15 protein-coding genes are annotated in these 14,529 nt (G+C 66.7%); 6 read left to right on the forward strand and 9 right to left on the reverse strand.

From position 1 onward, the window contains the following. The first annotated feature begins 30 nt into the window (after positions 1-30). On the forward strand, positions 31-567 hold the full coding sequence (locus KY389_RS12320) for a hypothetical protein (protein WP_219831295.1): 537 nt from the start codon (positions 31-33) through the stop codon (positions 565-567). A 69-nt stretch (positions 568-636) separates the two neighbouring features. Here the strand turns inward: KY389_RS12320 and KY389_RS12325 are convergent, their stop codons facing one another. From KY389_RS12325 to KY389_RS12360, 8 genes are all read right to left on the reverse strand, one after another. Continuing rightward, positions 637-4,008, reverse strand: a complete 3,372-nt coding sequence (locus tag KY389_RS12325) for a chemotaxis protein CheB (RefSeq protein WP_219831296.1) — start codon at positions 4,006-4,008, stop codon at positions 637-639. A gap of 16 nt (positions 4,009-4,024) precedes the next feature. Further along, positions 4,025-4,573, reverse strand: a complete 549-nt coding sequence (locus KY389_RS12330; RefSeq protein ID WP_219831297.1) for a PAS domain-containing protein — start codon at positions 4,571-4,573, stop codon at positions 4,025-4,027. 162 nt (positions 4,574-4,735) lie between these two features. Further along, positions 4,736-5,566 (reverse strand): alpha/beta fold hydrolase, encoded by an 831-nt coding sequence (locus KY389_RS12335; RefSeq protein ID WP_219831298.1) that lies wholly within the window; start codon positions 5,564-5,566, stop codon positions 4,736-4,738. A 4-nt stretch (positions 5,567-5,570) separates the two neighbouring features. Then, the gene (locus KY389_RS12340) at positions 5,571-6,359 is read right to left on the reverse strand and encodes an enoyl-ACP reductase FabI (protein ID WP_219831299.1); all 789 of its coding nucleotides are present in this window, start codon (positions 6,357-6,359) and stop codon (positions 5,571-5,573) included. A gap of 20 nt (positions 6,360-6,379) precedes the next feature. After that, positions 6,380-7,609: a beta-ketoacyl-ACP synthase I gene (gene fabB, locus KY389_RS12345; protein ID WP_219831300.1), complete on the reverse strand. Its 1,230-nt coding sequence runs from the start codon at positions 7,607-7,609 to the stop codon at positions 6,380-6,382. Between the two features lie 24 nt (positions 7,610-7,633). Then, positions 7,634-8,143: a bifunctional 3-hydroxydecanoyl-ACP dehydratase/trans-2-decenoyl-ACP isomerase gene (fabA, locus tag KY389_RS12350; RefSeq protein WP_219831301.1), complete on the reverse strand. Its 510-nt coding sequence runs from the start codon at positions 8,141-8,143 to the stop codon at positions 7,634-7,636. Between the two features lie 126 nt (positions 8,144-8,269). Continuing rightward, positions 8,270-9,154: a glycosyltransferase family 2 protein gene (locus KY389_RS12355; RefSeq protein ID WP_219831302.1), complete on the reverse strand. Its 885-nt coding sequence runs from the start codon at positions 9,152-9,154 to the stop codon at positions 8,270-8,272. Next, on the reverse strand, positions 9,154-9,828 hold the full coding sequence (locus tag KY389_RS12360) for a hypothetical protein (protein ID WP_246588103.1): 675 nt from the start codon (positions 9,826-9,828) through the stop codon (positions 9,154-9,156). The genes KY389_RS12355 and KY389_RS12360 overlap by 1 nt, the downstream gene beginning before the upstream one ends. Before the next feature lie 156 nt (positions 9,829-9,984). On the opposite strand from KY389_RS12360, the gene infC reads away from it, so the two are divergent. From infC to KY389_RS12380, 4 genes are all read left to right on the forward strand, one after another. Continuing rightward, complete coding sequence (infC, locus tag KY389_RS12365; RefSeq protein ID WP_246588104.1) at positions 9,985-10,590, forward strand: translation initiation factor IF-3; 606 nt, start codon at positions 9,985-9,987, stop codon at positions 10,588-10,590. 91 nt (positions 10,591-10,681) lie between these two features. Continuing rightward, positions 10,682-11,167: a dUTP diphosphatase gene (gene dut, locus KY389_RS12370; protein WP_219831303.1), complete on the forward strand. Its 486-nt coding sequence runs from the start codon at positions 10,682-10,684 to the stop codon at positions 11,165-11,167. Between the two features lie 4 nt (positions 11,168-11,171). Then, positions 11,172-12,257, forward strand: a complete 1,086-nt coding sequence (locus tag KY389_RS12375; protein WP_219831304.1) for a HesA/MoeB/ThiF family protein — start codon at positions 11,172-11,174, stop codon at positions 12,255-12,257. A 191-nt stretch (positions 12,258-12,448) separates the two neighbouring features. Then, complete coding sequence (locus KY389_RS12380) at positions 12,449-12,688, forward strand: hypothetical protein (protein ID WP_219831305.1); 240 nt, start codon at positions 12,449-12,451, stop codon at positions 12,686-12,688. An 86-nt stretch (positions 12,689-12,774) separates the two neighbouring features. Here the strand turns inward: KY389_RS12380 and KY389_RS12385 are convergent, their stop codons facing one another. Continuing rightward, on the reverse strand, positions 12,775-13,371 hold the full coding sequence (locus tag KY389_RS12385; RefSeq protein ID WP_425517192.1) for an SH3 domain-containing protein: 597 nt from the start codon (positions 13,369-13,371) through the stop codon (positions 12,775-12,777). 152 nt (positions 13,372-13,523) lie between these two features. Here KY389_RS12385 and KY389_RS12390 point away from each other — a divergent pair, with 152 nt between their 5' ends. After that, complete coding sequence (locus tag KY389_RS12390) at positions 13,524-14,528, forward strand: 2-hydroxyacid dehydrogenase (protein WP_219831306.1); 1,005 nt, start codon at positions 13,524-13,526, stop codon at positions 14,526-14,528. Position 14,529 lies beyond the last annotated feature (1 nt).

Raw genomic sequence — 14,529 nt, forward strand, 5'->3', positions numbered from 1 at the left:
CGCCGACCACACCGCAGCGGCCGCCTAACCATGAGCCCGGCAACGCTGCCCCGACCCGATTTCAACATTCATCGGGATATCCCCGTCTTCGATCTGGAGGAGGAGGGGGCGGCCCGGTTCGAGAACACGAGGGCCGGCCTTGCGCGGCTGCGACGCTGGCTCGGCTTCCGACCGCTGGCGCGGGTGGTCCATGAGCCGACCAGATCCTGTCACCGGCTGTTCGAGGCCGGTCTGACGGGCCATCTGCCGCTCTGCCAGGGGAACCCGTTGCAGGCGCGCCGGGTCGCCTTGGCCTGCGGGGTGCGGGCGAAGACGGGTGCGGTGGATTCGCGCATGTCGGCGCGGATGGGCGCGGCGCCTGACCTTGTGCACGATGCTCCGATCCCTCAGAAGGCCGTGCTGCGCAAGAACCCGGCCCGCGCCACAGCCGCCCAGGTGAGAGAGCGCACCTTGTTCAGCCATGGCCGCAAGGGCCGACAAGTCAGTTGCTCCGGCGCCAGCCGGCCCGCGTTTTCGGCGCAGGACGGAGTTGCGCGATCACGGTGCAGGCGAGCTCTGTCCCGATGAGGGAAGCGCCGAACGTCCCGCAGCATCAGCGCGCCGCGCATGGCGCTGTCCGACGACTGAAACGGGCCGCTAGAAGGAAAATCGCGTGATGCGCTGGCGGGACCGCTGCTCTATCTCCAGCGCGGCGCCAAGCTGGGCGGCGGCGCCTTCCAGCAGCGCCGAGCCGAAGCCCTCATTCTGAGTTTCGGTTTCGCGGTCGCTGTTGTAATTTTCCGTCCAGACCAGTTCCGTCCGCTCGCCACAGGTCCATCTTACGGCCAGATGGCCGGGGACCGGGCCGAGAACGCCGTACTTGAAGGTATTCGTCGCCAGTTCATGCAGGATCAGCGACAAGGGCACGACTTGCCCCGCGCGCACCTTGACCGGCGGGCCCTCATGCGAGGATCGGGCCGCGTCATAGGGTGCCAGCGTCGTGGCGACCAGTTCCGTCAGATCCAGCTCGGCCGAAGCGCCGCGCCGCGTCGTCAGGCTGTGCGACTGCGCCAGCGCGTTGATCCGTGCCGAAACCTGTTCGACCAGAGTTTCGACCTTGTCGGTCTCGCGAGCCGCCATGCGCAGCATGGCCGAGATCTGGGTAAAGAGGTTCTTCACCCGGTGGTCCATCTCGGCGATAACCGCCTCGCGCAGCCGGGCCGAGTTCTCGACAGCGGTCACATCCAGCATGACGCCCAACACGCAATCGGCGTCTTCGGACAGCCGCTGCCCGGCGGCCTCGATCCGGCACTGCGGATCGGTGGCAGGCGTCAGCACGCGGCGCAGGCTGGCACCGGTCAGGCAGGTCTTGATATCGGCCAGAAAGGCCTCGCGGTCGGCTGGATCGATCAGCGCGGCAAAAGCCGCAAGCGGCAGGTTCGCCGTGCGCCCGACCCCCAGCAGGTCCGAGGAATCGTCGATCGTCACGCTGCCGCTGTCCGCATCGAACTGCCAGACGGCGATGCGCGCCAGATTGCGAACGGCCTTCAGGCGCTGGCTCTGACGCTCGACCGCGTGCCGAAGGTCGCGCATGGCGGTCACGTCCTCGAATACCAGCATCGCGCCTTGCAGATGCCCGTCAGGGCCGCGATAGGGCTTCACATCCACCCGCCAGGCACGATCGCCGCGCCTCTCTGCGCTCTCGCAGCCCTGCGCCTCGCCCCGTTCCACGACCTCGCGGGCCATCCGTTCCAGCAGATCGCCGCCAAAGACGTTCGATATATCCGCCAGGGGCCGCCCATGATCCGAGCGGCGCAGCGGAAAGATCTGCAAGGCCGCGTCAGTGAAATTGCGCACCCGGATGTCGCGATCCACCACCAGAAGCGGGATCTTGGTGGCCGAGAAGAAGTTCTGAAGGTCCGAATTGGCCAGAGTCAGGTCGTCGATCTTGGATTTCAGTTCATCATTGACGGTGCTGAGTTCCTCGTTCGTGGACTGAAGTTCCTCGTTCATGGACATCATTTCCTCGTTCGAGGATTTGAGTTCCTCATTCGTGGTCTCAAGCTCTTCGATGGCGCTGCGTAGCTCCATCTGGGTCAGGCGCAGTTCCTCCTCCAGCCGTTGGCTCTGGCTTTCGCCTGGTATCAGTTCGTCGTAATCGGCCAGGTCCTGCTCGGCTGCGGCAAGCGGGCCTGCTTCGCGAAAGACCAGCAGGATCGAGCGGTCGGGCAGCGGCTCGGCTGTCAGCGTGACCGGCTGCCGCCCCAGTTCGGACCGCGCGACCAGATCGCGCAGGATCAGCGCGCGTTCGGTCGAGGCCACTTCCTCTATGGCTCGCGTGACGGCCTCGCGCAGGCCCGGTGCGACGAGCGCAGACGCCAGGACCGGCCCTCGCGCCGCCGGATCGACGGTCACGAAGCGCGCCAGCCGCCCGGACGACCACAGAACCTCGCCTGAGCGCGAGACTTGCAAGGCTGCCGGCGCGTGGCGGTCGAGGATACGGCGCTGCGCGCTTTGTGCGGTCTCTGACAGGGCAGGGTATCGGCGCACGGTCCCCGGCATGTCGGGCAGGCGTTCACCGCGGGCAGTGGAAAAGGGCAGGTCCAGCGGCAGCCGCGCAAGCGCCTCGTCCCGACGGTAGAGCCGTGCCTGTCGGTCGAGTTCGGTAAAGTGGTTCGCCTCGCGGCGAACGCCTTCGGACGGACCCAGCAGCAGATAGCCCCCTGGACGCAACGCATAATGAAACAGCGGCAGAATGCGCGATTGCAGATCTTCGTCCAGATAGATCAGCAGGTTACGGCACGAGATCAGGTCCACCCGGTTGAAGGGCGGATCGCGCACCAGAGAATGCAGCGAAAAGCGCACCCGGTCGCGCAACCGGGGCACGATCCGCATCAGCCCGTCGTGGTGGCTTGTATAATCGTGGCGAAGCTCTTCGGGGATATCGGCCAGCGCGCTGATCGGATAGGTGCCGCCACGCGCAATCTCGATCATGCGGCGGTCGATATCCGAGGCAAAGACGGTGAAACGCGGCCTGTGGCCTGCCGCGCGCATTTCGGCATCCAGCAGCATGGCGATGGAATAGGCCTCTTCGCCGCTGGAGCAACCCGGAACCCAGACACGCAGATCCTCGCCCTGATGCGCCTGGACCAGCGGCCGGATTGCCTTGTTGCGCAGCGCCTCGAAGGCTGCAGGATCGCGGAAGAAGCGCGTGACATTGATCAGAAACTCGTTCACCAGCGCCTCGCATTCATCGGGGCTGGAATCCAGATGGCGCAGATAAGCGCGGCTGTTGGTCAGCCCGTGCACCTGCATCCGCCGCCGGATGCGCCGCAACAGGGTCGATATCTTGTAGCCCCGGAAGTCATGGCCCGTTCGGTCGCGCAGCAGATCGCAGATGCGGCGGGTATCGCCGATCATTGATTCTTCGGCCATGTTCTCGTGGCTGCTCTGGAAGAATTGCAGGATCGCCGGGACGATCTGCTCGGGCGGCAGCACGAGATCGACCAGGCCCGTGGCCTCGGCCGAAAGGGGCATCCCGTCATAGCGCGCGGTGCGAGGTTCTTGCACGGCACAGACCCCGCCATGTTCCTTGATGGCCCTGAGGCCGAGCGTGCCGTCCGCTCCGGTCCCCGACAGGATGACACATGCCGCCGAAGCGCCGCGATCAAGGGCAAGGCTTTCCAGGAAGTCGTCGATCGGACGGCGCAGACCGCGCGGCTGGTCGAATTCGGTCAGCTTCAGCCGCCCGCCCTCGATCAACATGCGTGCGCCGGGGGGAATCGTATAGACATGGCGCGGCAGGATTCTGGTGCCGTCCTCGGCCTGTTCGACCGTCAGCTCGGTGCGCCGGTCCAGCAATTCGGCCAGCACGCTGTCATGATTCGGGTCCAGATGCTGGATCACCACATAGGCCGCCGGATCCTGACGCCGGGCCGTGCGGAGCAAATCCTGCAATGCCTCCAGGCCGCCGGCGGATGCGCCGATCCCCACCACGGCAAAGCCGGGCGTGGCTCTCTGTCCTGTCATTTCTTTCCCCGAAGCGTCATTCATCGCGCACCGCGAATCTGGCCAGCGTGGAGATCGAGCGGGCAATCAGCCCGGCGGAATCGGTCATGGCCAGCCCGAACTGGCCGATGGTCTGGCGCATCGTCTGCAATGTGCCGATCAGCGCCGCGTCATTATGCGCCAGGGCCGCGGTCTGTCGCGCGGCGGTGATGTCGAATTGCGAGGCGATCACAAAGCGGATCTGCCCCTTGCGGTCGCGCAGCTTGGACAGAAAGACCAGGTTGAGAAAGTTCGTCCCGTCAAGACGCCGGTTCAGCACGGGAAAACGCCCGTCATCGCGTGTATCGTCGTGCAGAAAGGCAGCCATGGCCGCGATCTGGTCGCGCGGAGTCGTTTCGTCCTGCAGAAAGCGGCAATTGCGCCCGATCACCGCGTCCGGTTCGAACCCCGTCAGTCGCAGAAAGCCGCGATTGACCATGATCAGCGGCATGTCGTCCACCTCGGTCGTGGCCAGCGCCAAGGCCACATTCGACCGCGCGATCTGAGCGCGCAGCGGTTCGGGCGGCATCAGGGCATCCCGCATCATTCGACCAAGCCTCGCCCAAGGTGGAATTACCCTCCAAGAGCCTATGCAAAGCCAAGCGGTCTCACAAGATCAGGGAACTGCATATCGTAAAGATAAAAGCCTGTTGCGCGACCGGAAAGGCTGGGCCGTGCCCTTGTCCGACAGTAAGACATCACGACCCGGTCAGACGCGCGCCGCGCAGGCTGCCAGCCAGCGGCGGATCACCTCAAGTGATTGCGGCTCGTCCAGCCAGGGGACATGGCCGCGGCCCGGCACCTCGGCCATGATCAGGTCGGGCCGCATCGCCGCCATCCGCTGGCTCGTCGCCTGCGACAGGAGATCCGAATTCGCCCCCCTGATCAACGCCACGGGCAAATCCCCCGTAGCCTGCCAGAGTGGCCACAGATCCGGCGCCTCGCCCTGGAAGGCGGCCAGGAAGGCCTCGCGCAGGGCGGGGTCGTAATTGATTCGCAATCCGTCCGGCGTTTCCACATAATGGCGACGCACATCCTCCAGCCAGCGACCTTCGGGCACATCCGAGAAGCCCGGCATCAACTGGGGCAGGCGGGCGGCCAGTTCGGCGTGGCTGCGGGCGGCAGGATTGCGCCCGACATAGTCAAAGATCTTTTGCAGGCCCGCCTGCTCGATCCGGGGGCCGACATCGTTGAGACACAGCCCCAGCAGCCTTTCATGCGCCGTCGCGGCCAGGAACAGCCCGTTCAGGCCACCCCGCGATGTGCCCAGAAGCGCGGCGCGCCCGATTCCCAGATGATCCAGCAGCTCGACCGCATCCCGCGCCTCGCGCGGGACGGTATAGGTCGCGGCCCCGGTCCAATCCGACGCGCCGCGGCCGCGATAGTCCATGCGGACCAGGCGAACCCCATCCAGATGCGGAGCAAGATAGTCGAAATCCGCCCCCGTCCGGGTCAGCCCGGCCAGCGCCAGGACAGGCAGCCCGTCCCCTTGATCCGAATAGGCGATCCGCGCCCCGTCGCTTGCGGTGAAATGGCCCATCCCGTCAGAGATTCTCGCTTTGAGGCATACCCAGAACGTGATAGCCGCCATCGACCATCACGACTTCACCCGTGGTGCAGGCGGCCCAATCCGACAGCAGCCAGCAGGCCGTGCCGCCGATCGCCTCCAGCGTCGCATTGGCGCGCAGGGGGGCGTTGGCCTCGGTATGGCGATAGGTCTTGCGCGCCCCGCCGATCGCCGCGCCGGCCAGCGTCTTCATGGGGCCGGGGCTGATCGCGTTCACGCGGATGCCGTCGGGACCGAGATCGTTGGCCAGATAGCGCACGCTGGATTCCAGCGCGGCCTTGGCCACCCCCATCACGTTATAGAAGGGCGTCACCCGGTTCGAGCCGCCATAGGTCAGCGTGATGATCGAACTGCCCGGGGCCATCAATGGATGCGCGCGTCGGGCGACCTCGATCAGCGAATAGCAACTGATCTCGAGGCTGCGCTTGAAATTTGCACGGCTGGTATTCATGAACCGGCCGGTCAACTCGTCCTTGTTGGAAAAGGCGATGGCGTGAACCAGGAAGTCCAGCCGGCCCCAACGCCCGGAAATGGCGGCAAAGGCTGCGTCCAGCGTGCCGTCGTCGGTCACGTCCACATCAAGCAGGAAATCCGACCCGACCGAGGCAGCCAGGGGTTCGACCCGCTTGCCGAAGGCCTCGCCCTGATAGGAAAAGGCCAGCTCGGCCCCTTCGGCGGCGGCCGCCTTTGCGATACCCCACGCGATGGAGCGGTCATTGGCGACCCCCATCACAAGCCCGCGCTTGCCCTTCAGAAGATCGCCCATGAATGCCCTCGGTTCCGGTGTCAGTCGATATAGCGCGACATCAGCAGCGTCGCATTCGTGCCGCCGAAGCCGAAGCTGTTCGACAGGACCGAATCCAACCCTGCATTGTCCACGCGCGTCGTGACAATTTCGCCCGGTTGAATCTCGGGGTCCAGAGTGGTGATATTCGCTGAAGCCGCGATGAAGTCATTTTGCAACATCAGCAGGCTGTAAATCGCCTCGTGAACGCCGGTCGCGCCAAGCGAATGACCGGTCAGCGATTTGGTCGAGCTGATCGGCGGGGTCGCACCCTCGCCCCAGATGCGCCGGATCGCCTTGACTTCGCCGATATCGCCGACCGGGGTCGAAGTGCCGTGCGCGTTGATGTAACTGACCTTGCGCCCCTCGGGCAGGGTGGACAGAGCCAGACGCATCGCGCGCTCGCCCCCCTCGCCGGACGGCGCCACCATGTCATAGCCGTCCGAGGTCGCGCCGTATCCCGTCACCTCGGCATAGATCTTTGCGCCGCGCGCCAGGGCATGAGACAATTCCTCAAGCACAAGCACGCCGCCGCCTCCCGCGATGACGAAACCGTCGCGCGTGGCGTCATAGGGGCGGGACGCGGTTTCCGGCGTGTCGTTGTATTTGGACGACATCGCGCCCATCGCGTCGAACAGACAGGACAATGTCCAGTCCAGTTCCTCGCCGCCGCCGGCAAAGACGATGTCCTGCTTGCCCATCTGGATCAGTTCAACCCCGTTGCCGATGCAATGCGCGCTGGTCGCGCAGGCCGAGGTGATGGAGTAGTTCACGCCCTTGATCCTGAACGGTGTCGCCAGACAGGCCGAATTGGTGGACGACATGCAGCGCGTCACCATGAAGGGGCCCATGCGCTTGGGTGCGCCCTTTTCGATGACGATCTGGTGCGCCTCGAAGAAGTTGCTGGTGGACGGCCCGCCCGATCCCATGATCAGGCCCGTGCGCGGGTTCGACACATCGCTGTCTTCAAGGCCGCTATCCTTGATCGCCTGCTCCATGGCGATGAAGTTGTAAGCCGCGCCCGGACCCATGAAGCGCAGGTTGCGTTTGTCGATATGATCTTCCAGCACGATCTGCGGCTTGCCATGGACCTGGCTGCGAAAGCCGTGTTCGGCATATTCGGGGGCGGCCACGATGCCCGAACGGCCCGCGCGCAGGCTTTCCGTGACCTCGGCCGCGTTGTTGCCGATGGGCGAAACGACACCAAGCCCGGTGATGACGACGCGTCGCATGGGGGCCTCCTTGTGCAAATGGTATCAGCTGGCCGAAAGGGCCACCTTCATGTCCTTGACCTGATAGATTACCTCGCCGTCGGCCTCGACCCGGCCATCGGCCACGCCCATGGTCAGGCGACGAGTCTGAACGGCTTTCGTGAAATCAACCGTATAGCGCAGCAACTTGCGGTCGGGCCGGACCATGCCGGTCAGCTTGACCTCACCCACGCCAAGCGCATAGCCGCGCCCCTGCCAGCCGCGCCAGCCCAGGTTGAAGCCGGTCAGTTGCCACAGCCCGTCAAGGCCCAGACAGCCCGGCATGATCGGGTTGCCGGGAAAATGGCAGGCAAAGAACCACAGGTCCGGGGTAATGTCGAATTCCGCCACGACATGTCCCTTGCCATGCGCGCCGCCATCCTCGGAAATCTCGGTGATGCGGTCCATCATCAGCATGGGCGGTTCGGGCAACTGCGCGTTTCCGGGGCCGAACAGCTCTCCGCGCGCGCAGGCAAGCAGATCGTCGCGGTCGAAGCTGGTCCTGTTCAGTGCCATCCGGGTCGTGCCTTTGCGTGATCGGCCCCGCGGGGGCCATGTTCAGATTGGCATCGGGTCTATCACTGGCCATGCGCGAGGCGCAAGGGCGTGCCAGCCCGCGGCGCAGAAGGATCGGGCAGGGGGCTAGAACCACTGACCCGGCTCCATCAGGCCCAGTTCCATCAGCTGTTCGCTGTGCCAGCGGAAGGGATGCGAGTTGCGCCAGGTCATGTCGTGGACATGATCGCGCGAGCCCGGATTGCAGACCAGCGCCTTGGCCACCCGGAACGAGGCGATGGCGGCGGTGATGTTGTGATGCCAAGGGCAGGCATAGGTGTTGTATTCCTCGACCGAGAAGCGATGATCGGGCAGAAGCTGCAATCCCGGCGCAGCCTTGAACAGCGCGATGCGGTCGATGCGGCGCCGGTCGGGGGGCAACAATTCCTCGTAGCGCCAGCGCAGGCCGCCGTGAAAATCCAGCTGCCGTTCCAGAGGACGCCCGTCCGCGCCCTTGCGGCCAAGCGCGTAATAGCCGGTGCGGTCGAACAGCGGCTGTTCCAGATCGACCGCGTCCGGGTGACGGCCCAGATTCCCCGAGTAGAGGTCGATGACATAGGTCAGCATCGCGCTGCGGCGTTCCTCGCTGTGAAAGGCAAGCATCTCGCCCACGCTGCGCGTCTCGCAGAAAGGATAGAACAGGAATTCGGCGTTGTAGCAGTAATAGAGCCAGATCGCCTCGGGGACGGCCGCGATGACGGCGTTCACCGCCTCGACATGCGCGTCAGGGCGGCGGGTGTTCAGGATGAGATTCGTCACCTTCCCGGCCAGGGGCGCCAATTCGGCCTCGGTCAGGGTCAACGGCGCGTCGGACAGCGCGAGGATGTGCCGAAAGCCGCGCCGAAGGTGATGCGACAATGTTGCGGCCACGGCCTTGTCATCCTCGATCAGGATGATGGCCAGCGGACCTTTGGCGATCTGAGCGGGTTTTCTGGCCAGAAAGGGACCGAAGTCGTGAACGGGCAGGTTCATCAGCGCATGACGGCCTTGACCTGCTCCAGCGCGGCGGCCAGCAATTGGGGGTTGTTGCCCGCCGTTTCGATCAGCCGGTGCAGCGTGGCCTTCTGGGCGTCGCTGATGGCGGCCTGGTCGATCAGGCGCGCGACCTCGGCGCGGTCAAAGCCCTGAGGCGTCAGCAGTGCCTCGATCCGGGCGGCCGTGGCGGCGGCGTCGGCCGTGTCCAGCGTGGCCTCGGCGGCCTCGCGCGTGGCCTCGACCACCTGGGACGCGGCCTCGCCCGCGGGGGATTCGGCGGCGGCGCGGGCGGCGCGGTCGGCGGCCTCGATCGCGGCCTCGGCTGCGGCTTCGGCGCTGCGGGCGGCATCGCTGGCGATCGCCGCGCCGGCTTCTTGCGCGGCGCGCAGGGCCTCGGCGGCCGCGTCCGCGGCGATGGCGGCCGCGTCGGCTGCGGCATCGGCTGCGGCCTCGGCGGCCTCGTCGTTGCGGGCGGCCTCGGCTGCGGCTTCGGCGGCCTGACGGGCGGTGTCGTCGGCGATCTGCGCGGCCTCGCCCGCAGGCGTGGCAGGAGCCTGGGGCGCCGCCGTCACCGGCAGCGCTTCCGGTGCCGCGTGCCGGTTCTGCGTCCAGAACCACAGCCCGCCTGCCGCGATCACAACCACCGCCAGAATCAGCAACATGTTCTTCATCGAAAATCCCCGTCCTGGTGCGTCACCGGCCCATCGGCCGCGTCTTGATCGTTTAATGGCACAGCCGCCGCGGGCCTGAAAGCGTCACGCGGCGCCCCAAGGGGCGTTTTCCAGCGTCGTGCCTGCATTTCAAGCGCCCGCCTGCATCAAAATCGGTTGAATCGGACCCGTTCGGGCCTTAACTTCGTTGCACTTTCGATTGGCAGCACAAGGAGCAACGCCATAGCCCGCCGTCCGCATAATGCACCGCCCACCCGTGATACCGGCCCCCGCACCAACGAACGCATCAGGGTTGCCGAAATCCGCCTGATCGGACCCGACGGAGAGAACGTCGGCGTCGTCCCGCCTTCGGTGGGACTTCGGATGGCGCAAGAAGCCGGGCTGGACCTCGTGGAAATCTCGCCGAACGCGACCCCTCCGGTCTGCAAGGTCATGGACCTCGGCAAATACAAATACGAACAGCAGAAGCGCGAGGCCGAAGCGCGCAAGAAGCAGAAGGTGATCGAGGTCAAGGAAATCAAGTTCCGCCCCGGCACCGACACGCATGACTACGACGTGAAGATGCGCAGCGTGCTCAGGTTCCTGGAGGGCGGCGACAAGGTCAAGGTCACGCTGCGTTTCCGGGGCCGCGAGATGGCGCACCAGGAACTTGGCCTCGAATTGCTGAACCGCGTGCGCGACGATGTCGGCGAGGCGGGCAAGATCGAATCCATGCCCAAGCTGGAAGGCCGGCAGATGGTCATGATGATCGCCCCGCGCTGAATGGCTGCGACATGAAGACCCCCAAGGCCGCGCAGGCATTGCCGCGCGGCCTTTGCATGACAGAATGACGGCCTGACAGGGGAATGACTCGATGAGCAACCCGCCCTTTACCGCCCCCACGATCCGCGTCCAGCGCCTTGACGGGCACGATCCGACGCTGCCCTTGCCGCGCTATGCGACGCCGGGCGCGGCGGGGGCCGATCTCTGCGCGAACCTGCCCGAGGATCTGCGCAAGACGGGGCTGGTCCTTCAGCCGGGCGCGCGCGCGCTGGTCCCGACCGGCCTCGCGCTCGAGATCCCTCCAGGTTGGGAGGTGCAGATCCGCGCCCGCTCGGGCCTTGCGCTGAAGCACGGCATCGCGCTGCCGAACGCACCCGGCACGATCGACAGCGATTATCGCGGCCCGCTTGGCGTCATCCTGATCAATCTGGGCGATGCGCCCTTTACGGTAGCCCACGGCGACCGCATCGCGCAGATGATCGTCGCGCCCGCCCCGCAGGCCCGCCTTGCCGAGGTGGCGTCCCTTTCCGAGACGGCGCGCGGGCAGGGCGGTTTCGGTTCGACCGGTCGGAGCTAGCGGAATGCTGTCGCTGTGGATCGCCGCGATGTGGCTGTTCTTCGCGCGCATCACGCGGCTGCCGCGCCGCGTGATGTGGGGGCCGATCGCGGCGCTTTGGGTGCTGTTGGTTCTGCTGCATCTGCTGGCGCCGGGCAGCCGCGCGGCTGCGCTGATGGGCGGCACGGCGGCGGGCTGGCTGGTGCTGGGGGGCTTCGTTGCGGTGATCCTGGCCTATCGCCGCCTGCTTGGCGGCCTGCGCGCGCGAAGCGCACCCGCACCCGCGCCCGCGCTTCGCCAGGACACTCTGTCCGAGGCCGAACTGGACCGTTATTCCCGCCATCTTGTCCTGCCCGAGATCGGCGGTCCCGGCCAGATGCGCCTGCGCCGGGCGCGGGTGCTGGTTGTGGGAGCGGGGGGGCTTGGCGCGCCGGTCTGCCTTTATCTGGCCGCGGCAGGGGTGGGTCGGATCACGCTGGTCGATGATGACGTGGTCAGCCGCTCGAACCTGCAACGTCAGGTGATCTATCGCGATGATCTGCGCGGCGAACCCAAGGCCTATGCGGCCGCGCAGGCCATGATGGCGCTGAACCCGCATGTCGATGTGACGCCCCTGATCCGCCGGATCGGTGCGGATGACGCCGATTTCGTGGCAGGCCACGATCTGGTGATCGACGGCACCGACAGCCATGCCTCGCGCGCGGCTGTGAACGCGGCCTGCGTCGCGGCGGGTGTGCCGCTTCTCTCCGGCGCCATCGCCCGGTGGGAAGGGCAGGTGACGCTGTTCGACCCGGTGCGCGGCGCGCCCTGCATGGCCTGTCTGTTTCCCGACGCCCCCGCCGCGCAAATGCCCTGCGCCGAGGCGGGCGTGATCGGTGCGCTTCCCGGCATCATCGGCAGCATGATGGCACTGGAAGCCATCAAGCATCTGACGGGGGCGGGGCTGGGGCTGGCCGGGCGGCTGGTTCTTTATGACGGGCTGCATTCGGAAACGCGGCTGATCGAATGCGCCCGCGATCCCGGCTGCAAGGTCTGCGGGGCGGGTGCGGCTCTCGCGCAGGCGGGCGGCGTGTCCCGGGCCGGGACAGACCGACAAAACGCCGCCCGGTAGAGCCGCCCACCGATCCCGAACCGACCGGTCGGACCGATCCAGGGCTTGCCGCGCTGCAACCACATCCGAACGAGGATTTCGCCCGGTCCCAAACCGCCAACCGGCCGCCGCGCTGGCGCGGGTCGAGCCGATTGCGGCAAATCGCGCTTTCCCGGGTCTTGCCCATATGATCGCTGCGATGGAAACGGCCGATGAAGCCTCAGGCGGGATGCAGGCGCGGCACGCGCTGCCTGACGCCGGGGGCCATGGCTGGCGCGGTCTCCGACATGACCTGCCGCCTGCTCGGGCCGAACCTGCCCCTGCCTTCAAGGCGGTTGCGCGACAAGATCCTGTCGCTCAATGGCTCGGCGCCGACGGGTAAGCTGTGGCAGGTCTGCCGGGTCAGGATGCCCGCTATGCGGCTTGGCGGAAGGGAAAGGGGCGCGGGCTGATCTGGCGACACAAGCCCCCGGCCGAATCGACCAGGGCCGCGCCGCGCGCCGCGCTGCGCCCGTGGGCCTGCCGGCGGCCTGATGGGTCAGTCGCGGATCTCGTCCGGATCGACGCCCCAGATGGCGTCCTTGGGAACCCAGCCCCGCTGGCCTCCACCCGAGACGCGGCACCATCCGGGATTGCATTCCCCAAGACGCAGGATCGCGCGGGCTTCGGCGCGGGCGACGACATCGGCATTCGGATTGGGGCGGGTGCGCAGTTCCAGCATGTCCCGGGTCACAAGCACCGTGCGGACGCCCGACAGCAGCGCGTAATGAACCCAGCCGCCCGCGCCATCGCTGTCCTCGACCCGACGCCAGTGGCCAAATTCCGCCGTGACGCGCAAGGGCATCCCGGCATGACGAAAGACCCAGTCGATCCGGTGCGAGAGGCTGGGACCGCGCCTGGCATTGCCCTCGTTCCCCTTGAGGCTGACATAGCGGGGCAGGGGCAGGTTCGTGACCGGCCCGCGCTGGATCTGGTCGCCTTCGGATTGAGTGCGGATCAGCGGCGCGCTGTCCATCGGGACCAGGGCCGGGACCGGAGCGCGGACCGGGGCGGCGGACAGCGGCGCGGCAAGGATCAGCATGGCGGTGCAGGCGCCAAGCCAGATTGCTCCGAAACGCTGGCCTGGTTTCGTCATCCGTGCTGTCATCGGTCCGCTTCCGTTCCTGCCCGGGCCTCTGCGCCCTGTTTGCGGGGGCTTGTGTCCGTCCCCTGTCGCGGGCAGTTTGCCAAAAGCGGTCCCCCATGGAAAGGGCGCCGCCGACACGGTTGCGAGAAAATGAGGTGATGATGCCGTTGCGCGCAGCCCTGACCGGATCGCGGCCCAGGGTGGCCGTGACACGCCGCCTGCCCGAGCCGGTGGAACGGCGCATGGGCGAATTGTTCGACTGCGTCCTGAACCCCGAGGATCGCCGCCTGTCGCGCGACGAACTGGTTGCGCTGATGCGCGATTGCGATGTGCTGGTGCCGACCATCACCGACCGGATCGACGCTGCCATGCTGGCCGAGGCGGGTGACAGATTGCGGCTGATCGCGAATTTCGGGTCGGGGATGGATCATCTCGACGTGCTGGCCGCGCGCGAACTGGGCATCGTCTGCACGAACACGCCCGGCGTTGTCACCGAGGACACGGCCGACATGACGCTGGCGCTGATCCTCGCCGTGGCGCGCCGCATCCCCGAGGGCCTGGCCCAGATGCAGGGGGGCAGCTGGAAAGGCTGGTCGCCGACCGCGCTTCTGGGCGGGCGCTTGCGGGGTCGGGCGCTGGGTATCCTGGGGATGGGGCGCATCGGGCAGGCCGTCGCGCGCCGGGCCAACGCCTTCGGCATGGCGGTCCATTACCACAACCGCCGACGTCTGCGCCCCGAGATCGAGGCCGCGCTGAATGCGACATGGTGGGACAGTCTCGACCGGATGCTGGGCCGGGTGGACATCATCAGCGTGAACGTGCCGCATACGCCTTCGACCTATCATCTGCTGAATGCGCGGCGGCTGAAGCTGCTCAAGCCCTCGGCCGTGGTCGTCAACACCTCGCGCGGCGAGGTGATCGACGAGAACGCCCTGACCCGGATGCTGCGCGCAGGCGAGATCGCGGGGGCGGGGCTCGACGTGTTCGAGCGCGGCCACGAGATCAACCCGCGCCTGCGCGCCCTGCCCAATGTCGTGCTGCTGCCGCATATGGGCAGCGCCACAGTCGAAGGCCGGATCGAGATGGGCGAGCGCGTCATCGTGAATATCCGCAGCATGGCCGACGGGCAGACGCCGCCCGATGTCGTTCTGCCGACCATGCTGTGAC

It is taken from the genome of Paracoccus bogoriensis, from assembly GCF_019431455.1.
GTDB classification, from domain to species: domain Bacteria; phylum Pseudomonadota; class Alphaproteobacteria; order Rhodobacterales; family Rhodobacteraceae; genus Paracoccus; species Paracoccus bogoriensis.